Here is a 23424-nt window from a genome sequence, read left to right on the forward strand (position 1 = left end):
ACCCAGCCCGGGGATCAACCAAGTAATACGTATAACGTAACCGGTCATACGTACCATGACCACAGTCGGACGGTCCACCCACCCGACCACCCACACCCCCCGTGACCTCGCACTACAGGAGCACCGTGTGACGAGACCCACCAGCCGCGACGTGGCCACCGCCGCCGGGGTCTCCCAGGCCACCGTCTCCCTCGTCCTCGGCGACAAATGGCGCGGCCGCGTCTCCGAACGCACCGCCGGCCTGGTCCGCGAAGCCGCCACGACCCTCGGCTACCGCCCCAACCTCGCCGCCCGCAACCTCCGCCTCGGCTCCACCCGCACCGCCCTCCTCGTCGTCCCCGCCCTCACCAACGAATTCTTCGCCCGCGTCTACACCGGCGCCGCCCGCATCGCCGCCGAACACGGCTTCGGCGTCGTCCTCTACCCCTCCCCCGACGGCACCGGCCCCGCCCGCGACCCCTTCGCCTCCGCCCGCGCCGCCCTCGACGGAGTCATCGCCTCCTCCATGGCCGCCGACGCCCTCCACGCCCTCGGCGGCGACGGACTCCCCCTCGTCATGCTCGACAGCGACCCCACCGCCGACACCGCCCACGCCCACGTCAACCTCGCCATCGCCGACGGCATGCGCCAAACCGCCGAACACCTCCTCACCCACGGCCACCACCGCTTCCTCCACCTCGCCTCCGCCATCGACTCCTGGACCTTCGACATCCGCGCGAACGCCCTGGCCGCCCTCCTGCCGCCCCCCGCCGAGCTGCGCACCGTACGGGCCCACCTCAGCGTGGAAGCCGCCCGTACGGCCATGGAGACCGCCCTGGACACCCCCGCGGACCGCCGCCCCACCGCCATCGTCTGCGACGACGACATCCTGGCCGCCGGCGCCTGCAAAGCCGCCCGCCGCCTCGGCCTGCGCATCCCCGAGGACCTCTCCGTCACCGGCTTCGACGACCTCGCCCTCGCCACCGCCGTCGAACCGGAACTCACCACCGTCCACCTCCCCGCCGAACGCGTCGGCGAACAGGGCATGACCGCCCTCCTCGCCGTCCTCGAAGGCACCCCCTGGACCCCGGTCGACATCCCGGTCCACCTCGTCGTCCGCGACTCCACGGGCCCGGCCCCCACGCCCTGAGCCCCGAGCCCCGAGCCCCCGGACACGCGAAAGCGCCCCCGACCCGAAGGCCAGGGGCGCTCACACTCGCTACGGCTCGCTCTACTCGGCTTCCTCTTCGGGAGCCTCGTCGTTCGACACGGCATCCGCCTGAGCGGCCGCCGGAACGTCCGCCTCCAGCAGCCGCGACAGCTGCCGCCCACGGATCCGCTTGAACTTGCGCTGCTGGGCCCGCGTACGGTCCAGCACCGCCACCTCCAGCCGCTCCGCCGGAATCGACTTGTCCGTACCGTTCGCCTGACTCGACAGCGCCTGCACCGCCAGCTTCAGCGCCTCGGACAGGGTCATCCCGTCCTGGTGCCGCTGATCGAGGTAGGTACTGATCTGCTCGGCGTTGCCGCCCACGGCGACGGACCCGTGCTCGTCGACGATCGACCCGTCGTGCGGCAGCCGGTAGATCTGATCGCTCGCGGCGGTCGCGCCGACCTCCGCCACCACCAGCTCCACCTCGTACGGCTTCTCCCCCGCACTGGAGAAGATCGTGCCGAGCGTCTGCGCGTAGACGTTCGCCAGCCCACGGGCCGTCACATCGTCACGGTCGTAGGTGTATCCGCGCAGATCCGCGTACCGCACACCGCCGATGCGCAGGTTCTCGTACTCGTTGTACTTGCCGGCGGCCGCGAAGCCGATCCGGTCGTAGATCTCGCTGAACTTGTGCAGCGCACGGGACGGGTTCTCACCGACGAACACGATGCCGTCGGCGTACTGGATCACAACAAGGCTGCGACCGCGGGCGATGCCCTTGCGGGCGTATTCCGCCCGGTCGGCCATGGCCTGCTGGGGTGACACGTAGAACGGAGTCGACACCGGCTTTCCGTCCCTTTCTTCTGGACGACGAGGAAGTCAGAGCGGGCTGGTCAGAGCAGTGCGGCGCGCGGACCGTCGGGCTGCTCCAGCCGGCGGTTCGTGATCTTGCGGGCCAGCTCCGAGGACTCCTCGTCGGTCAGCCTGCGGAATCCCTCGTCGGTCATGACGGTGACGATGGGGTAGATGTGGCGGTAGAGGTCCGGACCGCCCGTGGCCGAGTCGTCGTCGGCGGCGTCGTACAACGCCTGCACGACGAGCGTCGTGGCCTCCTCCTCCGTCAGCTTGGAGTGGTACAGCTTCTTCATCGAGCCGCGGGCGAAGATCGAGCCCGACCCGGTCGCGGCGTAGCCGTGCTCCTCGGAGCGGCCGCCGGTGACGTCGTAGGAGAAGATCCGCCCCTTCTCCTTGGCCTCGTCGTACCCCGCGAAGAGCGGCACGACGGCCAGGCCCTGCATGGCCATCCCCAGATTGCTCCGGATCATGGTCGAGAGGCGGTTGGCCTTGCCTTCGAGGGAGAGGGTCGTCCCCTCCACCTTCTCGAAGTGCTCCAGCTCCAGCTGGAACAGCTTCACCATCTCCACGGCCAGACCGGCGGTGCCGGCGATGCCGACGGCGGAGTACTCGTCCGCCGGGAACACCTTCTCGATGTCCCGCTGCGCGATCATGTTCCCCATGGTCGCCCTGCGGTCACCGGCGAGGACCACCCCGCCGGGGAACGTGGCGGCCACGATGGTCGTCCCGTGCGGCGCCTCGATGACCCCGTCGGGCAGCTTCCGGTTGCCCGGGAGCATCTCGGGCTGGTGCGCGCCCAAGAAGTCCATGAAGGACGACGACCCCGGCGTCAGGAAGGCTGCCGGCAGACGCCCTGTGCTACGAGTGTTGGGTTCCACAGGTTTCCTTCCACGTAGGCGGCTGCACGCCTCAAGACGTCCGGCCGATCCTTGAGTTGCCCGATTCCTGCGTTGCAGCCGAAGCAAAGTACACCTCGGACCTTACCCGTCTGATGATCGTGATCAACGTGTTCCGCCGGAGCCTCCTGACAGATCACGCAAACCCCGCCCTGGGCGGCGATCATCTCGTCACGCTCGGCCTCGGTGAGGCCGTAAGCCCGCTTGAGATGACCCGCTCGGCCAAGGACGGCACGGCAGGCCTTGCAGCGAGTGGACAGCCCGTCAGAAGCGCTTGCGTTCTTGTGCCATTCGCTGTGCGGCTTGACCTCCCCGCACAGCCGGCAGAGCTTGTGCCCCGCCGGCACTTCCACATGTTCTTTGACTACCTTGCCCTTGGCCGCCTGACGGCGCCGATAGTGCTCGGCGCCGTACGCTGCCACACACTCACGACATCTGGGCTGAAGCCCGTCGCGCCGGTTTCGATCTGAAGCGAATCCGCTCAGTGGTATGTCACGGGCACACCCGCGACACCACTTCGTTCCATGGGACATGGAGCACACACTGGCGGATTCACCTTAGATTCGAAGGCTATTCGCCGCCTTTTTGTACGAAGCTCCGAACGAAATCCTCCGCGTTTTCTTCAAGTACATCGTCAATCTCGTCAAGTACCGAGTCGACGTCGTCGGAGAGCTTTTCCTGTCGCTCCTTGAGGTCGGTCGATTCTTCGACCGCCGCCTCCTCGACCTCCTCGGTCGAGCGCTGCGCCTTCTGCTGTCCGCCGCCGGTGTCCTTGGTCGCCATGTCTAGCTCACCCCGCTCGGTTCGCACGCTCACGTGAAAGACCCCGCGAATTCGGGATCCCTCAAGATCAGACTCTACGTCGGACCCTACAAGGAGGGCCCGACATCCGTCCCGGTACTTTCATAACGTCCGGATGTCTTCATGATTCCCGGGCCGGGGGCCTTTCAGCCCCCGCCCCGGGGACCGGAAAGCCTTACCGCCCCGACAGCACCCGGACCAGGTCCTCCGCCGTGCGACAGCGGTCCAGGAGCTCCTTCACGTGGGCACGGGTGCCCCGCAGGGGTTCCAGGGTCGGCACTCGCTGGAGGGAGTCGTGGCCCGGGAGGTCGAAGATCACGGAGTCCCACGAGGCCGCCGCCACGTCGTCCGCGTACTGCTCCAGGCACCGCCCCCGGAAGTACGCCCGGGTGTCCTCCGGCGGCTTGCTCTGCGCCCGTTCCACCGCCGTCTCGTCCAGCAGCCGCTTCATCTTTCCGCGGGCCACCAGGCGGTTGTACAGCCCCTTCTCGGGCCGTACGTCCGCGTACTGGAGGTCCACCAGGTGGAGCCGGGCCGCGTCCCATTCGAGGCCGTCCCGGCGCCGGTAGCCCTCCAGGATCTCCCGCTTCGCGATCCAGTCGAGCTCTCCCGACAGGCTCATCGGGTCGGTTTCCAGCCGGCCCAGTACGTCCTCCCAGCGGGCCAGCACATCCTTGGTCTGCTCGTCCGCGTCGGAGCCGAAACGCTCCTCCACGTACTTCCTGGCCAGCTCGTAGTACTCCATCTGGAGCTGTACGGCGGTCAGCGTGCGCCCGCTGCGCAGCGTGATCAGGTGCTGCAGGTCGGGGTCGTGGGAGACCTGGTGGAGGGTGCGTACGGGCTGGTCCACGGCGAGGTCGACGTTGATGTAGCCGTCTTCGATCATGGACAGGACCAGCGCGGTGGTGCCGAGCTTGAGGTAGGTGGAGATCTCGGAGAGGTTGGCGTCGCCGATGATCACGTGGAGGCGGCGGTACTTCTCCGCGTCCGAGTGGGGCTCGTCCCTGGTGTTGATGATGGGGCGCTTGAGGGTGGTCTCCAGGCCGACCTCGACTTCGAAGTAGTCGGCGCGCTGGCTGATCTGGAAGCCGTGTTCGCGGCCGTCCTGGCCGATGCCGACGCGGCCGGCGCCGGTGAAGACGAGGCGGGAGACGAAGAAGGGGGTGAGGTGGCGCACGATGTCCGAGAAGGGGGTTTCCCGCTTCATCAGGTAGTTCTCGTGCGTGCCGTAGGAGGCGCCCTTGTTGTCGGTGTTGTTCTTGTAGAGGTGGATCGGCTGGGCCCCGGGGAGCTGGGCGGCCCTGACGGCCGCTTCGGCCATGATCCGCTCGCCGGCCTTGTCCCAGAGGACGGCGTCGAGCGGGTTGGTGATCTCCGGGGAGCTGTATTCGGGGTGTGCGTGGTCCACGTAGAGGCGTGCGCCGTTGGTGAGGATGACATTGGCGAGGCCGATGTCCTCGTCGGTGAGCTGGCTGTTGTCGGCGGCCTCGCGGGCGAGGTCGAAGCCGCGGGCGTCCCGCAGCGGGTTCTCCTCCTCGAAGTCCCAGCGGGCGCGTCGCGCCCGGTGCATCGCCGCCGCGTAGGCGTTGACGATCTGGGACGAGGTGAGCATGGCATTGGCGTTCGGGTGCCCCGGAACGGAGATCCCGTACTCCGTCTCGATCCCCATTACTCGCCGTACGGTCATGCGGCCCTCCTTGCCCGGCGGCGCTCCCGTTCGGGAGCGGCGCTCAAGTACCGCTGGTGCTCCGGTGCGTCGTGTGCGGTGCCCGTCCCCGCACTGCGCGACCTGCGGTATGGAAGAGCCTAGAACCACTCCGCGCCGGTGGGGAGATCATTTCTGTCATTGACTTTGCCCTGTCACCGGCTGAAAAGAGCAGTCGGTAAAGCAGTCGGCTGCGGGTGCCCTTGCCGGGCACCCGCAGCCGGCCCGCTTTGTCAGAGGTACTGACCGGTGTTGGCCACCGTGTCGATGGAGCGTCCGGTGTCCGCGCCTTGCTTTCCGGTGACGAGGGTGCGGATGAATACGATCCGCTCGCCCTTCTTTCCGGAGATTCGGGCCCAGTCGTCGGGGTTGGTGGTGTTGGGCAGGTCTTCGTTCTCCTTGAACTCGTCCACGCAAGCCTGGAGGAGATGGGCGACGCGAAGGCCCTTCTGGTTGTGCTCGAGGAAGGCCTTGATGGCCATCTTCTTCGCACGGTCCACGATGTTCTGGATCATCGCGCCCGAGTTGAAGTCCTTGAAGTAGAGGACTTCCTTGTCGCCGTTGGCGTACGTGACCTCGAGGAAGCGGTTCTCCTCGGTTTCGGCGTACATCTGCTCGACGACGGTCTGGATCATGCTGTGGACGGTTTCGGCGGTGGAGCCCTGGTGCTCGCCGAGGTCGTCGGTGTGCAGGGGCAGGGTGGCCTTGAGGTACTTCGCGAAGATGTCCTTGGCGGCCTCTGCGCCGGGGCGCTCGATCTTGATCTTCACGTCGAGCCGGCCGGGGCGCAGGATGGCCGGGTCGATCATGTCCTCGCGGTTGGAGGCGCCGATGACGATGACGTTCTCCAGGCCTTCCACGCCGTCGATCTCGGCGAGCAGCTGGGGGACGATGGTGTTCTCCACGTCCGAGCTGACTCCGGATCCGCGGGTGCGGAAGAGGGATTCCATCTCGTCGAAGAAGACGATGACGGGGGTGCCCTCGCTCGCCTTCTCCCTCGCACGCTGGAAGACGAGGCGGATGTGCCGCTCGGTCTCGCCGACGTACTTGTTGAGGAGTTCGGGGCCCTTGATGTTGAGGAAGTAGGACTTCCCGGTGGGCTGGCCGGTGACCTCGGCGACCTTCTTGGCAAGGGAGTTGGCCACGGCCTTGGCGATGAGCGTCTTGCCACAGCCGGGAGGGCCGTAGAGCAGGATGCCCTTCGGGGGCCGCAGTTCGTGTTCCTTGAAGAGGTCGGGGTAGAGGTAGGGGAGCTCGACTGCGTCGCGGATCAGTTCGATCTGGTCGCCCAGGCCGCCGATCTTGTCGTAGTCGATGTCCGGGACCTCTTCGAGGACGAGGTCTTCGACCTCGCTCTTGGGGACGATCTCGTAGACGTAGCCGGAGCGGGGTTCGAGCAGCAGGGAGTCGCCGGGGCGGATGGTGACGTCCAGGAGCGGCTCGGCGAGCCTCACCACCCTTTCCTCGTCGGTGTGCCCGACCACCAGGGCGCGCTCGCCGTCCTCGAGGATTTCCTTGAGGGTGACGATGTCCCCGGCCCGTTCGAACTCCATGGCCTCGACCACGTTGAGGGCCTCGTTGAGCATGACCTCCTGGCCGCGCCGGAGGTCTTCCGGTTCGACGCTGGGGCTCACGTTCACGCGGAGCTTTCGGCCGCCGGTGAAGATGTCGACGGTTCCGTCTTCGTTCGACTGCAGGAAGACTCCGAAGCCGGCCGGCGGCTGTGCGAGCCGGTCGACTTCTTCCTTGAGGGCCACGATCTGGTCGCGGGCCTCGCGCAGGGTGTTCGCCAGCCGCTCGTTCTGTGCGGAGACGCCTGCCAGGTTTGTCTGGAGCTCGACGATCCGCTCTTCGAGAATCCTCGTGTGTCGCGGAGAGTCGGCGAGCTTACGTCGCAGGACGGCGATTTCCTGCTCGAGATAGGCAACCTGGCCGGCGGGGTCCTCAGACCCTCGCCCGGGCCGGATGCCGCGGTTGATGTCGTCGTCGTGGGCTGCCACGGTCCTCACCTCCTCCAAGGGGAGCTGGACGCTTTCTGACCCTACCTGGGCTGGTGGTGATTGAAACCCCTAGATCACAAAGACGGTAGGGGTGTGTCCGATCTTCACCCTTGCGTACTCCCTCCCGTCAAGGAAATACCCACCCATCAACATCGGAAAGCAGCCGGTTGTAAGGTCGAACTGTTCAACACCCGTCAGAGCTCGTGCGACTTGCCTCGCGTTGTGACCGGGATGGATCACTCAGAGCAGGGAACGGCAGGAGATATGACCGTGCAGCAGGAGGCGGCCGCCGAGCAGAACGCGGGTGTCGCGGGCGTGGCCGGAGAGCCGCTGGAGGTCTGGATCGACCAGGACCTCTGCACTGGCGACGGCATCTGTGTGCAGTACGCACCGGAGGTGTTCGAGCTGGACATCGATGGTCTGGCGTACGTGAAGAGCCCTGCGGACGAGTTGCTCGTGGAGGCGGGGGCGACGACTCCGGTTCCGCTGGTGCTGCTCCAGGACGTGGTGGATTCCGCCAAGGAATGTCCCGGGGACTGCATCCATGTAAGGCGGGTTTCGGACAGGGTGGAAGTCTTCGGTCCGGACGCCCAGTAAAGGTTCCCGTGAGGGTTCAAACACCTGTGGGGGTCGAGTCCGTAAGCTCCTGGCGGAATTTTCCGCCGGTCCAGCGCCACTTGGCGAGCTGCTTGGTGTCGGGGCTGTAACGGGGCACTTCGGGCGAGGAGTAACCGAGGAGGCTCGCGGTGACGAAGCCGTCGCGGATGGTGAGGTCGGTCGCGGTCTGCTTGCGGGCGGCTTCGAGGAGTGTGGCGACGACGCGGGGTCGGGCGGTGTTCGCCGGGTCCTGCGCGAGGACGTAGAGGGCGTGCGGCGGGGTGCCCGAGCCGGCGTCGCAGCGGACGGCGGCGACGGTTTCGGGGCGGCCGTCGCCGTCGAGGTCTCCTTGGGCGGTGGCGGTGACGGCCTGTGGGGCGCCCTTGCATTCCAGGGGGTACGTGACTGCGTGCGCGTCGGGAGCGGTCGCTCCGGGGCCGCTGCGGGGGCTGGTGGAGGTCGTGCCGCTGGTGGTGCGTACCGGGTCCGCGGAGGCTCCGGTGGCGGGGTCGGGCTGCAGGATTCCGGCTGCGGCCACGACGGCGGCGAGGGCGGAGGCGGTGGCCAGCCAGTGGACGGGCCGGGCCCGGTGGTGCGCCGGGGCGTGGGTGCTCGGCGCCGGCTCGGCGGGGCTGTGCGGCACGCGGGGTGTCTCCTGTGCGAAGGGTGACGGGGAGCCAGCATCGTGCCACACCTGACAGCGGGGTGGAACGGCTGGGTCCGGACCGGCCGGGGCGCTTGCGCGGGGCCTTCTCGTAGGGCAACGAAAAGACGCTGTGCCGCAGTTCCCGGAAGGATCCGGGAACTGCGGCACAGCGTCTTCGTGTTGGTGGCGTGGGTCGCCCCGCCGGGTGGCGGGGCGGTCCTGGGGACGTCGGTCGCTCAGGCGCCGTCGCCGGTGGCGGCGGTGGTGTCGGCCGGGGCCGTGGCCGCGGTCTCCGCGGTCTTGGCGGCGGACTGGCTGCCGGGGCCCTCGTAGTCCTCGCCGTAGGCGCCCTTGGAGGGGCGGCGGCGGCGCATGGGGGGCTCGACGCCGTCCGCGAGGCGGCGGGCGGTGACGAGGAAGCCGGTGTGGCCGATCATGCGGTGGTCGGGGCGGACGGCCAGGCCCTCTACGTGCCAGTTGCGGATCATCGATTCCCAGGGCTGCGGTTCGGCGTAGCAGCCGAACTCGCGGATGGATTCGACGGTCCGGGAGAGCTGGGTGGTGGTGGCCACGTAGCAGCAGAGGATGCCGCCGGGGACCAGCGCCTTGGAGACGGCCTCCAGGCACTCCCAGGGGGCGAGCATGTCGAGGATCACGCGGTCGACGTCCGTGTCGGACAGGTTGTCCTGGAGGTCGCCCACGGTCAGCTGCCACGCGGGGTGCGGGCCGCCGAAGTAGCGCTCGACGTTGGCGGTGGCGATCTCGGCGAAGTCGGCTCGGCGCTCGTAGCTGTGGAGCATGCCCTGGTCGCCGATGGCGCGCAGCAGGAAGCTGCTCAGGGAGCCGGAGCCGACGCCTGCCTCCACGACGCGGGCGCCGGGGAAGATGTCGGCGAAGGCCAGGATCTGGCCTGCGTCCTTGGGGTAGACCACGGCGGCACCGCGGGGCATGGAAAGGACATAGTCGGGGAGCAGGGGACGCAGCGCGAGGTAGGCGACGTTGCCCGTGGTACGGACAACGCTTCCCTCGGGGGAGCCGATCAGCTCGTCGTGCGGGAAGGAACCCTTGTGGGTGTGGAAATTCTTCCCGGCTTCGAGCGTGAACGTGTAGTGGCGGCCCTTGGGGTCGGTGAGCTGTACCTGGTCCCCGACCTCGAAGGGCCCGCGTCGGCGGGCGGCACCGGTCGGTTCGGACATGTGACCAGTGTATTGGCTTCAGGACTGGGGCCGCGCCATGGCCTTCACGAAGGCCTTTTCCACGTCGAGGGTGGACAGGACGCCGTAGATGGATCCGTCGGGCTGGAGGACGAGGTATTCGGTGGCGGGGGTGGTGCGGAGGTGGTCGAGGAGTTCTTCGCCGGTGAGGTCCGCTGAAACCTTCATGCCGTCGGTGAGGTCCTGGGCGAGGGTGCCGGCGGCGACCCAGGGGCGGCGGTGTTCGGGGACGGAGGCGATGGCGCTTTCGCGGACGATGCCGGTGGGGTCTCCGAGTCCGTCGACGACGACGAGGGCGCGGGCGCCGGCTTCGTTGGCGCGGCGGAGGGCTTCGGAGAGGGGGGTGGCGTTCTCGACGGGGATGGCGCGGCGGGTGAGTTTGCGGGCGTGGAGTTCCGGGAGGTGTTCGCGCAGGCGGGCTACGCGCAGGCTGTTGCCGGCTCCGGTCCAGATGATGCCGGCGAGGATCGCGGCGAGGAGGGCGTCCATGACGGTGTCCATGCCGCCGATGTCGTCGGTGGGGTTGCCGAGGGTCCCGGTGGAGTTCAGGAGGGGCAGGCCGAGGAGGACGGCGACGGCGAGGGCGCGGCCGGCCCAGGCGGCGGCGATGGTGCCGGTCATGGGTTTGCCGGTGATGCCCCAGATGACGGCGCGGAGCATGCGGCCGCCGTCGAGGGGGAGGCCGGGGAGGAGGTTGAAGGCGGCGACGAGGAGGTTGGAGATCATGAGGCCGGCGAGGAGGACGCCGGGGACGCTGGCGGGTTCGACGGTTTTCATGCCGAGGTAGAAGGCGCCGGCGAGGAGGAGGGAGAGGAGGGGGCCGACGAAGGCGAGGACGAATTCGCGGCCGGGGGTTTCGGATTCCTTCTCGATCTCGGAGACGCCGCCGAAGAACTGGAGCTGGATGCGGCGTACGGGGAGTTTGAAGCGGAGGGCGGCGATGGTGTGGGCGAGTTCGTGGACGAGGACCGAGGCGTAGAAGGCGACGGCGAAGAAGAGGGCCACGAGGTAGCGCAGGATGCCGAGGTCGGGCAGGATCCGGTCGAGCTGGTCGCCGAAGACCCAGGTGATGAGGGCGGCGACGAGGAACCAGCTGGGCGAGACGTAGACGGGTACGCCGAAGGGGCGGCCCATGAGGAGTCCGCCGCCCGGTCCTGAGCGGCGGCCCGCGCGCTCGCCGGTTTCGTCGGTGTCTGCCACGGTTGTCCTTCGTTCGCTGCTGTCCGGTGCGGTGGTGCGCCGGTGGTTCCGGTGTCTTTTTCCCGTGGTGCCGGGGTGCGCCGTTGCGCGGTGTGATGCTCCGATCATGCAGTGCGAGGGGGGTCGGCGTCGATGGTATGCGCCTGCTGTCGGTGGCGGGTCGTAGGGTTTTGTCCATGACGACGAGCCCCGGCAGCGGTCCGGACGACGCAGTGATCAGTTCCGTGCCCGGTCCGGCGGCCGGTTCGGTGCCCGGTTCGGGGCCGGGTGCGGTGCCCGGTTCCGTTGCGGTGCCCGCGCAGGCGGTGGCCGTGGCGCCTTCTTCGCTGTCGCCTTCGCGGGCGAGCGATTTCATGCGGTGTCCGTTGCTGTACCGGTTCCGGGTGATCGACAAGTTGCCGGAGAAGCCGAGTGCGGCGGCGACGCGGGGGACGCTGGTGCACGCGGTGCTGGAGCGGCTTTTCGATCATCCGGCGGCGGAGCGGACGGCGCCGCGGGCGAAGGCGTTGATTCCCGGGCAGTGGGACCGGCTGCTGGAGTCGAAGCCGGAGCTGTCGGAGCTGTTCCCGGGGGGTGACGAGGGGGCGGGGCTGTCGCGCTGGCTCACGGAGGCCGAGGCGTTGGTGGACCGGTGGTTCACGCTGGAGGACCCGACGCGGCTGGAGCCGGTGGAGCGGGAGTTCTTCGTGGAGACGGAGCTGGAGTCGGGGCTGCGGCTGCGCGGGATCATCGACCGGGTGGACGTGGCGCCGACGGGTGAGGTGCGGATCGTCGACTACAAGACGGGGAAGGCGCCGCGGCCGGAGTACGCCGAGGGTGCGCTGTTCCAGATGAAGTTCTACGCGCTGGTGGTGTGGCGGCTGAAGCGGGTGGTGCCGCGGCGGCTGCAGCTGGTGTATCTGGGCAGCGGGGACGTGGTGACGTACGACCCGGTGATCGAGGATCTGGAGCGGATGGAGCGCAAGCTGCTGGCGCTGTGGGAGGCGATCCGGGAGGCGACGGAGACGGGTGACTGGCGGCCGCGGCAGTCGAAGCTGTGCGGCTGGTGTGATCATCAGGCGGTGTGTCCGGAGTTCGGTGGCACTCCCCCGGTGTATCCGCTGGCGCTGCCGTCCGCCGGGCGGGGCGAGTCCTGATCTTGGGGTCAGGGCAGAATGGGCCGGGTTCCGCGTTCGTGTCCGGATGGACCCGATGATCCGATGACCCTTCTGGACCCTCCGACCCTACGAATATGAGGTGGACCCCGTGGCGATCCGCGTACTGCTGGTCGATGATCAGCCGCTGCTGCGCACCGGTTTCCGGATGATCCTGGAGGCCGAGCAGGATGTGGCGGTGGTCGGTGAGGCCGGGGACGGTCTGCAGGCGCTGGACCAGGTGCGGGCGTTGCAGCCCGATGTGGTGCTGATGGACATCCGGATGCCGCGGATGGACGGGGTGGAGGCGACGCGGCAGATCACGGGTCCGGGCCGGGACGGTCCGGCGAAGGTGCTGGTGCTGACGACGTTCGATCTGGACGAGTACGTGGTGGAGGCGCTGCGGGCGGGGGCCAGTGGGTTCTTGCTGAAGGATGCGCCGGCGGCGGAGCTGGTGCAGGCGATCCGGGTGGTGGCGGGTGGCGAGGCGATGCTGGCGCCGAGCATCACGCGGCGGTTGCTGGACAAGTACGCGGGGCATCTGCCGTCGGGTGAGGACACGGTTCCGGACATGATCGCTTCGTTGACGGAGCGTGAGGTCGAGGTGCTGAAGCTGGTGGCCCGGGGGTTGTCGAACGCGGAGATCGCGGCGGATCTGTTCGTGAGCGAGACGACGGTGAAGACGCATGTGGGTCATGTGCTGACGAAGCTGGGTCTGCGTGACCGGGTGCAGGCGGCGGTGTACGCGTACGAGAGCGGTCTGGTGCGTCCGGGGGCCGGTCAGTAGGCGTCCCGGGGGGCGCTGTCGCGCCGGTAGGGGTTCTACGGGTACGGGTACGGGCCCGCTTCCGCTGCGTGCGGAGGCGGGCCCGTTGCCGTGCGCGGGGGCGGGGTGGCTCAGCCCTTGCTGATCTCCCAGAAGCGGAAGACGGTGGAGGCGTCCAGGGACCACTGCAGGCCGGTCACGTTCTGGCGGGTGACGGCGTACTGCTTGCTCTGCCAGAGCGGGAGCAGGGGGATCTCGTCGGCGACGATGTCCTGGAGGCGTGCGTAGTCGGCGCTGGCGGTCCCGCGGTCGGACTTGGCGGAGGTCGCCGGGATGATGGTCCCGGTGATCTCCTTGTTGTCGTAGTTGTTGTGCAGCACGTTGTCGGGGCCGAAGAAGGGCTGCGTGAAGTTGTCGGCGTCGGGGTAGTCGGGGACCCAGCCCTTGACGTAGACGCCGTACTTGCCGGCCTGGATGTCCTTCTCGTACTGCTCGAACTCGATGGACTTGACGTCGGCTTCGAAGAGGCCGCTCGCGTTGAGCTGCTTGGCGATGAGCTGGAATTCCTGGTCCGTCGAGGGGCCGTAGCGGCTGGGCGTCGAGTACAGGGTGATCTTCACCTTGTCCTTGATGCCGGCGGCGCGGAGGGCCGCCTTGGCCTTCTCGGGCTGGGGGGCGCCGCCGTAGCGGTCGAAGAAGGCGGTGGTGTGGGAGGCGATGCCGGCCGGGACGACGGAGTAGAGGGGGGTGGCGGTGCCGTCGTAGACCTCGCGGACGAGGGCTTCGCGGTCGACGAGGTAGGCGATGGCCTTGCGGACGGGGAGCTTGCCCGCGACGGGGTCGGCCGTGTTGAAGACGAGGTGTTCGACTTCGGCGCCGGCGCCCTGGACGACCTCGACCTTCTGGTCGCCGGTCTGGGAGGCGAGGCCGGCGATGTCCTTGGCGGCGAGGCCGCGGAAGGCGAAGTCGACGTCTCCGCTTTCGAGGACCTTGCGCAGGGCGGCCTGGTCCTCGTTGAAGAACTTCATGGTGACGCCGCTGTTCTTCGGCTTGGCCTTGCCGGTGTAGCTGTCGTTGACGGAGAAGGAGGCGCTCTTCTCGTTGATGGAGTCCAGCTTGTAGACGCCGGAGCCGAAGGCCTTGCCGTCGGTGCGGAGTTTGTCGGCGGGGTACTGGGTGTGGTCGACGATGGAGCCGGCGCCGGACGCGATCTTGCTGGGGAAGGTCGCGTCGGGGGCCTTGAGGTGGAAGACGATGCTCTTGTCGTCGGGGGTGTCGATGCTGCCGATCGACGCGAGCATGACGGCGGGGCCGTTCTCGTCGTTGATCTTGAGGGTGCGCTCGAAGGAGTACTTGACGTCCTTGGAGGTGAGGCTGTTGCCGTTGCTGAACTTCAGGCCGCCGCGCAGGGTGCACGCGTAGGTCTTGCTCTCGCTGCCCTCGAAGCCGCAGGACTGGGCGGCGTCGGGTTCGGGGTTGGTGCCGCCCTTGGGGAAGCTGAGCAGGGACTGGAAGACGTTGTTGAAGAGCAGCCAGGAGCCGGGGTCGTAGCCCGAGGCGGGGTCGGTGGCCTTCACCTTGTCGGATATGCCCATGACGACGCCCTTGCCGCCGCCTGCGGCGCTGGAGCCGTCCGTCGCACCGCAGCCGCTCAGCAGTGCGGCGGCGGTGGCCGCTCCGAGGGGGGCGGCCAACCACTGGTTCCGTGTCTTCACGCGAACATCCTTCTCAGTCTTGCCGGCTCGTCCGGTTCTGGTGCCGGGGGTGTGGCACCGGGGCCCGGTGCCGAGGGCTTGGTGCCGGGGTGTCAGCCGCTGACGCCGCGGCCGAGTTCCCACAGCTGGAGGTCGGAGATGGCGTTGACCGACCATTCCACTCCGGTGATCCCGTCGCGTGCGGCGGCGTACTGCTTGCCCTGCCACAGGGGCAGGACGGGTACGTCCTCGGCGACGATGTCCTGCATCTCCGCGATCGCGGGTCCGGCGACGGCCCGGTCGACGGCGCGGCGCGATTCGGGGATGAGCTTGGTGCGCACCGTGGTGTTGGCGTACGGCGTGCCCAGGAAGTTGTCCTGCTCCAGGAAGGGGGCGAGGAAGTTGTCGGCGTCGGGGTAGTCGGGGAACCAGCCGAGCCCGTAGGCGGCGTATTCGCCCTTCTTCTGGGCGGGGCGGAACGCGGCCCAGTCGGTGCCCTGGACGGTGATGTCGAAGAGCTGGGTGGAGTTCAGCTGGGCCTTGAGGGCTTCGAACTCGGCCGCGGTGCCGTCGCCGTAGTGGTCGTTGGTGTAGTGGAGGGTGAGCTTGACCGGGGTTTTGATCCCGGCGGCCTTCAGCAGGTCGGCGGCCTTGGCGGTGTTGGCTTCGCCGTACTTGTTGAAGAAGGAGTTGACGTGGCCGGTCACGGTGGTGGGGACCAGTGAGTACAGGGGCTGCGCGGACTTGCCGTAGACCTTGGTGATGAGGGCGTTGCGGTCGACGGCGGCGGCGAGGGCCTGGCGTACGGCCTTGTCCTTGACTCCGGGGGCGTCGGTGTTGAAGCCGATGTAGCGGATCTCCAGGCCGGGCATGGGGACGAGCTTGATGCCCTTGGGTGCCTTGGCGGAGAGTGTGGTGATCTGGGCGGGCGACAGGGTGCGGGAGACCATGTGGACGGTGCCGTTCTCCAGTGCCTTGCCCATGGCTTCGGAGTCGTCGAAGGTGCGCAGTTCGGCCTTGTCGTTCTGGAGCTTGATGTCGCCCTGGTAGTGGGGGTTCTTGCTGAAGACGGCGCGGACGAGGCGGTTGTCCTTGACTTCGGCCTTCATCGTGTAGGGGCCGGAGCCGTCGACGGTGAAGCCGGGGCGGAGCTTTTTGGCGTCGTACTTCTTGGCGCTGACGATGCCCGCGGCGGGGGTGGAGAGCTTCTGCGGGAAGGTGGCGTCGGCGGTCTTGAGGTGGAAGACGACGGTGTCGGTGCCCTTGGTCTCGACGGTGTCGATGGTGGAGAGCAGCGAGGAGGGGCCGTTCTCGTCCTTGATGGCGAGGACGCGTTCGATGGAGAACTTGACGTCCTGTGCGGTGAGGGGGCTGCCGTCGGCGAAGGTGAGGCCGGTGCGCAGGACGCAGCGGTAGCTCTCGTTGCCGGTGTCGGTGAAGCGGCAGTCGCTGGCCGCTTCGGGGACGGGGCTGCCGCCGCCGCGGGGGGTGTGCATCAGCGTCTGGACGGTCTGGCGCAGGATGTTCCAGGCGCCGGCGTCGTAGGCGTAGGCGGGGTCGAGCGGGGCGGGGGCGTATTCGGCTGCCTCGAACCGGTCGGTGGTGCCGACGACGATCGCTCCGGATCCCGCTCCTGCGCCGCTGGTGCTGCCGCAGGCGGTCAGCGCGGGGGTGAGCAGTCCGGCGGCTGCCGTCAGCGCCATGGTCTTGCGGTTCATGCTGGAAGTACTCCCTCGACCCGGCACTTTGTTCAAAGCTGGCGTGGAGGGCATAGCGGCGGTCGCCCGTTCTGGGCGGAACGATCGGGCCGGTGGTGTGACGATCGGTCCACGCGATTCCGGAGACAGGGGTGTGTGTCCGGGACGGCTGAGGTGCGGCGCAGTGCCCGGATCGACATTAGTGGCCTGCGGAGGGATGGCTTGAACCGTGTGGCGCGGGGGCGTTGTCGCTGTGTTGCGGGAGTTGACCGGGGGTGTGCGCGGGGGCGTGTGCAGATTCGGTCAGGTGCTGATCAATGGGGACACAAGGGGTGGTGCGTGGGGGCGCGCAGTGGTGCGAAGGGGGCTTTGCGGGTGACAAAGGTCACCCGGGACAACTCCCCCGGTAGGGCTGGAATTTCGGCCTCCGGGGAAGTGCGCGGGAGATCCGCCCGCGGGACCTTGGTCCCGCGGGCTGATCGTCCGGTACGGAGCGTGCGCGCTCAGTTCAGCGGAGTGATGAGGGAGCGCAGGAAGGGCAGGTCGACGTCTTCGAGGGAGCCGACGATGGTGCGGCCCGGGGCCGGCGCGATCGCGCCCACGGAGGGGATGGCGACGACCCTGCATCCGGCGGCTTCGGCGGCGGCGACGCCGGTGGCGGTGTCCTCGATGACGGCGCAGCGCGAGGGGTGGGCGCCGAGGGTGCGGGCGGCGAGGAGGTAGGGGTCGGGGTGCGGCTTGGTGCGCTCGACCTCGTCTCCGGCGACGGTCATGGTGAAGCGGTCGCGGCCGAGGGTGAGGAGGACCTGGTCGATGACGCGCCGGTGGGAGGCGGATACCAGGGCGGTGGGGACGTTGTGGCGGGCGAGTTCGGCGAGGAGGCGTTCGGCGCCGGGCATGAGGGGGACGCGGTCGGCGATGCAGGCTTCGAAGCGCTCGTTGAGCAGGACGCTGAGTTCGGCGAGGCCGATGTCGGCGCCGGTGGCTTCGATGAGGAAGCCGCCGCTGCGGGTCATGGGGCCGCCGACGACGATGTCGCGCCAGGATTCGTCGAGGCGGTGGCCGAGCTCGCCGAAGACGCCGACCTCGATCTCCCACCAGAAGCCCTCGGTGTCCACGAGGGTGCCGTCCATGTCGAGCAGCACCGCCTGCAGGGCGTGTCCGTCGGCCGTACGGGCGACGGGGGCGGGGACTGTGCTCGTCATGCGCGCACCTTTCCGGGGGTCCGTTGGGGACGAGAAGGCCGGTCACCTCGCCTCCGGGGGCGTGCCCGGGGGGAACAGGTGACCGGCCTGTATGGGACCGACTAGTGTACGCCGGTCCGTCGTGATGTGCGTTGTTTTACGTCGCTGCGTGCGCGGGGGTGCGCCGCGGCGGGCTCGGCGGGCCTAGCGGGCGTTGAAGTACTTGGCTTCGGGGTGGTGGATGACGATGGCGTCGGTGGACTGCTCGGGGTGGAGCTGGAACTCCTCGGAGAGGTGGACGCCGATGCGCTCGGGCTGGAGGAGGTCGGCGATCTTGGCGCGGTCCTCCAGGTCGGGGCAGGCGCCGTAGCCGAGCGAGAAGCGGGCGCCGCGGTACTTCAGGTCGAACATGTCCTCGACCTTGGCGGGGTCCTCGCCGCCGAAGCCGAGCTCGGCGCGGACGCGGGCGTGCCAGTACTCGGCCATGGCCTCGGCGAGCTGGACGGAGAGGCCGTGGAGTTCCAGGTAGTCGCGGTAGGAGTCGGACTCGAACAGCTTGGCGGTGGCCTCGCCGATCTTGGAGCCGACGGTGACGACCTGGAGGCCGACGACGTCGGTCTCGCCGGATTCCTCGGGGCGGAAGAAGTCGGCGAGGCACAGGCGGCGGCCGCGGCGCTGGCGGGGGAAGGTGAAGCGGGTCCGCTCGTTGCCGGCTTCGTCGAGGATGATCAGGTCCTCGCCCTTGGAGACGCAGGGGAAGTAGCCGTAGACGACCGCGGCTTCGAGGAGGTTCTCGGTGTGCAGCTTGTCGAGGAGGCCGCGCAGGCGCGGGCGGCCCTCGGACTCCACGAGCTCCTCGTAGGTGGCGCCGCCGGCGCGGGCCTGCTTGAGGCCCCACTGGCCCTTGAAGAGGGCGCCCTCGTCGAGCCAGGAGGCGTAGTCCTTGAGCGGGATGCCCTTGACGACGCGGGTGCCCCAGAACGGCGGGGTGGGGACGGGGTTGTCGGTGGAGGTGTCGGAGCGGCCGCCGGGCTCTTCGGCCTCCTCGGCCTGGAGCGGGGTGTCGCGCTTGGCGACGCGGCGCTGCTTGAGTTCGGGGAGGGTGGCGCCGGGGACTCCGCGCTTGACGGCGATGAGGGCGTCCATGAGGCGCAGGCCTTCGAAGGCGTCGCGGGCGTAGCGGACCTCGCCCTCGTAGATTTCGTGGAGGTCCTGTTCGACGTAGGCGCGGGTGAGGGCGGCGCCGCCGAGGATGACCGGGTAGTCGGCCGCCAGCTTGCGCTGGTTGAGCTCCTCCAGGTTCTCCTTCATGATCACCGTGGACTTGACGAGCAGGCCGGACATGCCGATGACGTCGGCCTTGTGTTCCTGGGCGGCTTCGAGGATCGCGGAGACCGGCTGCTTGATGCCGATGTTGACGACGTTGTAGCCGTTGTTGGTCAGGATGATGTCGACGAGGTTCTTGCCGATGTCGTGGACGTCGCCGCGGACGGTGGCCAGGACGATGGTGCCCTTGCCCTCGTCGTCGCTCTTCTCCATGTGGGGTTCCAGGTGGGCCACCGCGGTCTTCATGACCTCGGCGGACTGGAGGACGAAGGGGAGCTGCATCTGGCCGGAACCGAACAGTTCACCGACGACCTTCATGCCCTCCAGGAGGGTGTCGTTGACGATGTCGAGGGCGGGGCGGGTCTCCAGGGCCTCGTCGAGGTCGGCGTCCAGGCCGTTCTTCTCGCCGTCGATGATGCGGCGCTGCAGGCGCTCGTCCAGCGGCAGGGCGAGGAGTTCCTCGGCGCGGCCGGCCTTCATCGACTTGGTGTTGACGCCCTCGAAGAGGGCCATCAGCTTCTGCAGGGGGTCGTAGCCCTCGGCGCGCCGGTCGTAGATCAGGTCGAGGGCGGTGGTGACCTGCTCCTCGTCGAACCGGGCGATCGGCAGGATCTTGGAGGCGTGGACGATCGCGGAGTCGAGGCCGGCCTTGACGCACTCGTCGAGGAAGACGGAGTTCAGCAGGACGCGGGCGGCCGGGTTGAGGCCGAAGGAGATGTTGGAGAGGCCCAGCGTGGTCTGGACGTCGGGGTGGCGGCGCTTGAGCTCGCGGATCGATTCGATCGTGGCGATGCCGTCGCCCCGGGACTCCTCCTGGCCGGTGCAGATGGTGAAGGTCAGGGTGTCGATGAGGATGTCCGACTCCAGGATGCCCCAGTTCCCGGTGAGGTCCTCGATGAGGCGCTCGGCGATGGCGACCTTGTGCTCGACGGTGCGGGCCTGGCCCTCCTCGTCGATGGTCAGCGCGATCAGCGCGGCGCCGTGCTCCTGAGCCAGGCGGGTGACCTTCGCGAAGCGGGACTCGGGGCCGTCGCCGTCCTCGTAGTTCACCGAGTTGATCACGGCGCGGCCGCCGAGCTTCTCCAGGCCGGCCTGCAGGACGGGAACCTCGGTGGAGTCCAGGACGATCGGCAGCGTGGAGGCGGTCGCGAAACGGCCGGCCAGCTCCCGCATGTCGGCGACGCCGTCGCGGCCCACGTAGTCGACGCACAGGTCGAGCATGTGCGCGCCTTCGCGGATCTGGTCGCGGACCATCTCCACACAGTCGTCCCAGCGGGCCTCGAGCATGGCCTCGCGGAACTTCTTCGAGCCGTTGGCGTTGGTCCGCTCGCCGATCGCCATGTACGAGATGTCCTGGCGGAAGGGGACCGTCTGGTAGAGGGAGGACGCGCCCGGCTCGGGGCGCGGGTCGCGGACGGCCGGGTTCAGGCCGCGGACGCGCTCGACGACCTGGCGCAGGTGCTCGGGAGTGGTGCCGCAGCAGCCGCCGACCAGGGAGAGGCCGTACTCGCGGACGAAGGTCTCCTGTGCGTCGGCGAGCTCGCTCGCGGACAGCGGGTAGTGGGCGCCGTTCTTGCCGAGGACCGGCAGGCCCGCGTTGGGCATGCAGGACAGCGGGATGCGGGAGTTGCGCGCGAGGTAGCGCAGGTGCTCGCTCATCTCGGCGGGGCCGGTGGCGCAGTTCAGGCCGATCATGTCGATGCCCAACGGCTCCAGCGCGGTGAGCGCGGCGCCGATCTCCGAGCCGAGGAGCATCGTGCCGGTCGTTTCCACGGTCACGGAGCAGATCAGCGGGACGGACACGCCGAGGGCCTCCATGGCGCGGCGGGCGCCGACGATGGAGGACTTGGTCTGCAGGAGGTCCTGGGTGGTTTCCACCAGGAGCGCGTCGGCGCCGCCGGTGATCAGGCCTTCGGCGTTGATCTGGTAGGCGTCGCGGATGGTTCCGTAGTCGATGTGGCCCAGGGTGGGCAGCTTGGTGCCGGGGCCCATCGAGCCCAGGACCCAGCGCTGCTGTCCGGTGGAGGCGGTGAACTCGTCGGCGATCTCGCGGGCGATCCGGGCGCCGGCGAGCGACAGCTCGTGGTTGCGCCCGGCGATGTCGTACTCGGCGAGGGCGGCGTAGTTGGTGCCGAAGGTGTTGGTCTCGACGCAGTCGACGCCGGCCTCGAAGTACTCGCGGTGCACGTTGGCCACGATGTCGGGGCGGGTGACGTTGAGGACCTCGTTGCAGCCTTCGAGCTGCTGGAAGTCTTCCAGGGTGGGGTCCTGGGCCTGGAGCATGGTTCCCATCGCTCCGTCGGCGACGACCACGCGGGTCGCCAGCGCCTGGCGGAGGGCATCGGCCCGGGTCTGGGTGTCTGCGGGCGGGTTCGGCAACGAGGCCATGGGTGAGCTCCCTGGGATGCGACGGCTGTCGGCTTTGCACCCCCTCGGTGTCAAGGGTGCACGCGGCCAGGGTAGCGGTGCACACCCGGCCCCGGTGAGGTCGTCCCACGTGGCGGACTGCATTCTGTGCCAGGGAGCGGCGACTTCCGGCCGGGGTGTCCTGGGCCACTCGTATCGGTGGACTCTGCCCTCATCATGCACAAAGTCGGCATCGACCGATAGTGTTCAGCATTGTCGAACTACGTCAGCAGGAGGCTGCGCGATGGCACGGAACATCCAGTCGCTCGAACGAGCCGCTGCGATGCTGCGGCTCCTGGCGGGCGGCGAGCGCCGGCTGGGTCTCTCGGACGTCGCCTCCTCCCTTGGCCTGGCCAAGGGCACGGCGCACGGGATCCTGCGCACGCTGCAGGCCGAGGGTTTCGTGGAACAGGACCCGGCCTCGGGCCGCTACCAGCTCGGCGCGGAGCTGCTGCGCCTGGGCAACAGCTATCTGGACGTCCACGAGCTGCGGGCGCGCGCCCTGGTGTGGACGGACGATCTGGCCCGCGCGAGCGGGGAGAGCGTGTACGTGGGGGTGCTGCACAAGAGCGGGGTGCTGATCATGCACCACGTCTTCCGGCCCGACGACAGCCGTCAGGTACTGGAGGTGGGGGCCATGCAGCCGCTGCACTCCACGGCCCTGGGCAAGGTGCTGTCGGCGTACGACCCGGTGGCGCACACGCAGGTCCTGGAGGTGGAGCGGGAGTCCTTCACGCCCCGGACGATCACCGACGGCACCGGCTTCGAGGAGGTCCTGGGCATGATCCGGGCGCGCGGCTGGGCCAGTGACATCGAGGAGACCTGGGACGGGATCGCCTCGGTGGCGGCCCCGATCCACGACCGCCGCAGGATGCCGGTCGGCGCGGTGGCCGTCGCGGGGGCCGTGGAGCGGGTCTGCGGGGACTCCGGGGAGCCCCGGGCCTCGCTGGTGGCCTCCGTACGGGACTGCGCGCGGTCGGTTTCGCGCGATCTCGGGGCGGGCCGGTTCTGACCTTGGCATGACCTCATCGCTCCGCCCGAACCACCCAACGGCCGCGTCAAAGTGGCATTTGGGTGGTTTTTGGCGTTTGATGATCAACGAATGGCCTAATTTGTTCGATCGCACCGACCGGTAACGATCCGGCTCATTGGCCTGGTCAACTCTTGACGCCCGCTTCACCTGGGCGGAAAACTGCCGTTCATCGGTCGGCAATGCCGAACACCTACCGGCAATACGCGTTAGGGTGGGGCAAGGCCAAGGACCGGTGCAGCACTCACCGAGTGCGTGGACCGCCGGAGGGACCCGGCGGCCACCACCCCTGAACGACAAAGGAGTCGCGGGTGTCCAGCTCCGACATCTTCATCGGCGAGACCATCGGTACCGCCCTGCTCACCCTGCTCGGTGGCGGCGTCTGCGCCGCACTGACGCTCAAGAGCTCCAAGGCCCGCGGCGCCGGCTGGCTCGCGATCACCTTCGGCTGGGGTTTCGCCGTCCTGATCGCCGCCTACGTCTCCGCACCGCTCTCCGGTGCGCACCTCAACCCGGCGGTCACCGTCGGCATCGCGATCAAGGACGGCGCCTGGGGCGACGTCCCGGTCTACTTCGCCGGACAGCTCCTCGGCGCCATGATCGGCGCGGTGCTGATGTGGCTCGCCTACTACGGCCAGTTCCGGGCGCACCTGTCCGACCCGGAGCACATCCGTGACGCCAAGCTCGGCCCCGAGGACCCGCACCCGCACGACGTGGCCGGCCCGGTGCTCGGCATCTTCTCCACGGGCCCCGAGATCCGCAACGTCGTCCAGAACCTCACCACCGAGATCATCGGCACCGCCGTCCTGGTCCTGGCCATCCTGACCCAGGGCCTCCAGGACGACGGCAAGGGCCTCGGCGTGATCGGCGTCCTGATCACCTCGCTGGTCGTGGTCGGCATCGGCCTCTCGCTGGGCGGCCCGACCGGCTACGCCATCAACCCGGTCCGCGACCTCGGCCCCCGCATCGTCCACTCCCTGCTGCCGCTGCCCAACAAGGGCGGCTCGGACTGGGGCTACTCCTGGATCCCGGTGCTCGGCCCCCTCGCGGGTGCCGCGCTCGCCGGCGGTCTGTACAACATCGCGTTCGCCTGATCAGCATCGGCACCACGGCACCACCCGCACCGCCATCCTGATTCCGCC

The 23424-nt window shown here is 68.7% G+C and carries 19 protein-coding genes; 6 read left to right on the forward strand and 13 right to left on the reverse strand.

The window, feature by feature from the left end:
- Positions 1-127: 127 nt before the first annotated feature.
- Complete coding sequence (locus tag ACWCP2_RS11610; RefSeq protein WP_450908393.1) at positions 128-1129, forward strand: LacI family DNA-binding transcriptional regulator; 1002 nt, start codon at positions 128-130, stop codon at positions 1127-1129.
- A gap of 81 nt (positions 1130-1210) precedes the next feature.
- On the opposite strand, the gene prcA is transcribed toward ACWCP2_RS11610, so the two are convergent.
- The 6 genes from prcA to arc all read right to left on the reverse strand — a co-directional run bounded on the left by prcA (position 1211) and on the right by arc (position 7389).
- Positions 1211-1975 carry a proteasome subunit alpha gene (gene prcA, locus ACWCP2_RS11615; protein ID WP_450908394.1) on the reverse strand — a complete coding sequence of 255 codons (765 nt, stop codon included), beginning with the start codon at positions 1973-1975 and terminating at the stop codon, positions 1211-1213.
- A gap of 50 nt (positions 1976-2025) precedes the next feature.
- Positions 2026-2865 (reverse strand): proteasome subunit beta, encoded by an 840-nt coding sequence (gene prcB, locus ACWCP2_RS11620; protein WP_450908395.1) that lies wholly within the window; start codon positions 2863-2865, stop codon positions 2026-2028.
- Complete coding sequence (locus ACWCP2_RS11625; protein ID WP_450908396.1) at positions 2817-3416, reverse strand: endonuclease VII domain-containing protein; 600 nt, start codon at positions 3414-3416, stop codon at positions 2817-2819. The genes prcB and ACWCP2_RS11625 overlap by 49 nt, the downstream gene beginning before the upstream one ends.
- A 37-nt stretch (positions 3417-3453) precedes the next feature.
- Positions 3454-3666, reverse strand: a complete 213-nt coding sequence (locus ACWCP2_RS11630) for a ubiquitin-like protein Pup (protein WP_030294332.1) — start codon at positions 3664-3666, stop codon at positions 3454-3456.
- A 193-nt stretch (positions 3667-3859) separates the two neighbouring features.
- Positions 3860-5371, reverse strand: coding sequence for a depupylase/deamidase Dop (gene dop, locus ACWCP2_RS11635; protein WP_403713296.1), 1512 nt, complete (start codon positions 5369-5371; stop codon positions 3860-3862).
- Positions 5372-5622: 251 nt separating this feature from the next.
- On the reverse strand, positions 5623-7389 hold the full coding sequence (arc, locus tag ACWCP2_RS11640; protein ID WP_250740357.1) for a proteasome ATPase: 1767 nt from the start codon (positions 7387-7389) through the stop codon (positions 5623-5625).
- Positions 7390-7653: 264 nt separating this feature from the next.
- On the opposite strand from arc, the gene ACWCP2_RS11645 reads away from it, so the two are divergent.
- On the forward strand, positions 7654-7986 hold the full coding sequence (locus ACWCP2_RS11645; protein ID WP_450908397.1) for a ferredoxin: 333 nt from the start codon (positions 7654-7656) through the stop codon (positions 7984-7986).
- 16 nt (positions 7987-8002) lie between these two features.
- On the opposite strand, the gene ACWCP2_RS11650 is transcribed toward ACWCP2_RS11645, so the two are convergent.
- From ACWCP2_RS11650 to ACWCP2_RS11660, 3 genes are all read right to left on the reverse strand, one after another.
- Positions 8003-8629 carry a hypothetical protein gene (locus ACWCP2_RS11650; RefSeq protein WP_450908398.1) on the reverse strand — a complete coding sequence of 209 codons (627 nt, stop codon included), beginning with the start codon at positions 8627-8629 and terminating at the stop codon, positions 8003-8005.
- Positions 8630-8868: 239 nt separating this feature from the next.
- Positions 8869-9828 carry a tRNA (adenine-N1)-methyltransferase gene (locus tag ACWCP2_RS11655; RefSeq protein WP_450908399.1) on the reverse strand — a complete coding sequence of 320 codons (960 nt, stop codon included), beginning with the start codon at positions 9826-9828 and terminating at the stop codon, positions 8869-8871.
- An 18-nt stretch (positions 9829-9846) separates the two neighbouring features.
- Positions 9847-10980 carry a site-2 protease family protein gene (locus ACWCP2_RS11660; RefSeq protein ID WP_450908513.1) on the reverse strand — a complete coding sequence of 378 codons (1134 nt, stop codon included), beginning with the start codon at positions 10978-10980 and terminating at the stop codon, positions 9847-9849.
- A 203-nt stretch (positions 10981-11183) separates the two neighbouring features.
- Between ACWCP2_RS11660 and ACWCP2_RS11665 the strand changes: the two genes are divergently transcribed.
- Both ACWCP2_RS11665 and ACWCP2_RS11670 read left to right on the forward strand, forming a co-directional pair.
- Positions 11184-12182, forward strand: a complete 999-nt coding sequence (locus tag ACWCP2_RS11665; RefSeq protein ID WP_450908400.1) for a RecB family exonuclease — start codon at positions 11184-11186, stop codon at positions 12180-12182.
- A 109-nt stretch (positions 12183-12291) separates the two neighbouring features.
- Positions 12292-12966, forward strand: coding sequence for a response regulator (locus ACWCP2_RS11670; protein WP_450908401.1), 675 nt, complete (start codon positions 12292-12294; stop codon positions 12964-12966).
- A 110-nt stretch (positions 12967-13076) separates the two neighbouring features.
- Here the strand turns inward: ACWCP2_RS11670 and ACWCP2_RS11675 are convergent, their stop codons facing one another.
- The 4 genes from ACWCP2_RS11675 to metH all read right to left on the reverse strand — a co-directional run bounded on the left by ACWCP2_RS11675 (position 13077) and on the right by metH (position 21234).
- Positions 13077-14660, reverse strand: coding sequence for an ABC transporter substrate-binding protein (locus ACWCP2_RS11675; RefSeq protein WP_450908402.1), 1584 nt, complete (start codon positions 14658-14660; stop codon positions 13077-13079).
- Positions 14661-14752: 92 nt separating this feature from the next.
- Entirely contained in the window at positions 14753-16357 is a 1605-nt protein-coding gene (locus ACWCP2_RS11680; RefSeq protein WP_450908403.1) for an ABC transporter substrate-binding protein, read from the reverse strand.
- 482 nt (positions 16358-16839) lie between these two features.
- On the reverse strand, positions 16840-17541 hold the full coding sequence (locus ACWCP2_RS11685; protein WP_450908404.1) for an HAD family hydrolase: 702 nt from the start codon (positions 17539-17541) through the stop codon (positions 16840-16842).
- Positions 17542-17724: 183 nt separating this feature from the next.
- Complete coding sequence (gene metH / locus ACWCP2_RS11690; RefSeq protein ID WP_450908405.1) at positions 17725-21234, reverse strand: methionine synthase; 3510 nt, start codon at positions 21232-21234, stop codon at positions 17725-17727.
- 262 nt (positions 21235-21496) lie between these two features.
- Here metH and ACWCP2_RS11695 point away from each other — a divergent pair, with 262 nt between their 5' ends.
- A complete protein-coding gene (locus ACWCP2_RS11695; RefSeq protein ID WP_450908406.1) occupies positions 21497-22264 on the forward strand; it encodes an IclR family transcriptional regulator in 768 nt (255 codons plus the stop codon).
- A gap of 329 nt (positions 22265-22593) precedes the next feature.
- Positions 22594-23376, forward strand: coding sequence for an MIP/aquaporin family protein (locus ACWCP2_RS11700; RefSeq protein WP_450908407.1), 783 nt, complete (start codon positions 22594-22596; stop codon positions 23374-23376).
- Positions 23377-23424: the final 48 nt, after the last annotated feature.

It is taken from the genome of Streptomyces sp. NPDC002104, assembly GCF_053593795.1.

What these genes read in the sequence shown, in the direction of transcription:
- ACWCP2_RS11655 (WP_450908399.1), bottom strand. Translation starts at nt 9,828, where the DNA reads ATGTCCGAACCGACCGGTGCCGCCCGCCGACGCGGGCCCTTCGAGGTC.
- metH (WP_450908405.1), bottom strand. Translation starts at nt 21,234, where the DNA reads ATGGCCTCGTTGCCGAACCCGCCCGCAGACACCCAGACCCGGGCCGAT.
- ACWCP2_RS11630 (WP_030294332.1), bottom strand. Translation starts at nt 3,666, where the DNA reads ATGGCGACCAAGGACACCGGCGGCGGACAGCAGAAGGCGCAGCGCTCG.
- ACWCP2_RS11680 (WP_450908403.1), bottom strand. Translation starts at nt 16,357, where the DNA reads ATGAACCGCAAGACCATGGCGCTGACGGCAGCCGCCGGACTGCTCACC.
- ACWCP2_RS11645 (WP_450908397.1), top strand. Translation starts at nt 7,654, where the DNA reads ATGACCGTGCAGCAGGAGGCGGCCGCCGAGCAGAACGCGGGTGTCGCG.
- ACWCP2_RS11695 (WP_450908406.1), top strand. Translation starts at nt 21,497, where the DNA reads ATGGCACGGAACATCCAGTCGCTCGAACGAGCCGCTGCGATGCTGCGG.
- ACWCP2_RS11665 (WP_450908400.1), top strand. Translation starts at nt 11,184, where the DNA reads ATGCGCCTGCTGTCGGTGGCGGGTCGTAGGGTTTTGTCCATGACGACG.
- ACWCP2_RS11625 (WP_450908396.1), bottom strand. Translation starts at nt 3,416, where the DNA reads ATGTCCCATGGAACGAAGTGGTGTCGCGGGTGTGCCCGTGACATACCA.
- ACWCP2_RS11660 (WP_450908513.1), bottom strand. Translation starts at nt 10,980, where the DNA reads ATGGGCCGCCCCTTCGGCGTACCCGTCTACGTCTCGCCCAGCTGGTTC.
- ACWCP2_RS11685 (WP_450908404.1), bottom strand. Translation starts at nt 17,541, where the DNA reads ATGACGAGCACAGTCCCCGCCCCCGTCGCCCGTACGGCCGACGGACAC.
- dop (WP_403713296.1), bottom strand. Translation starts at nt 5,371, where the DNA reads ATGACCGTACGGCGAGTAATGGGGATCGAGACGGAGTACGGGATCTCC.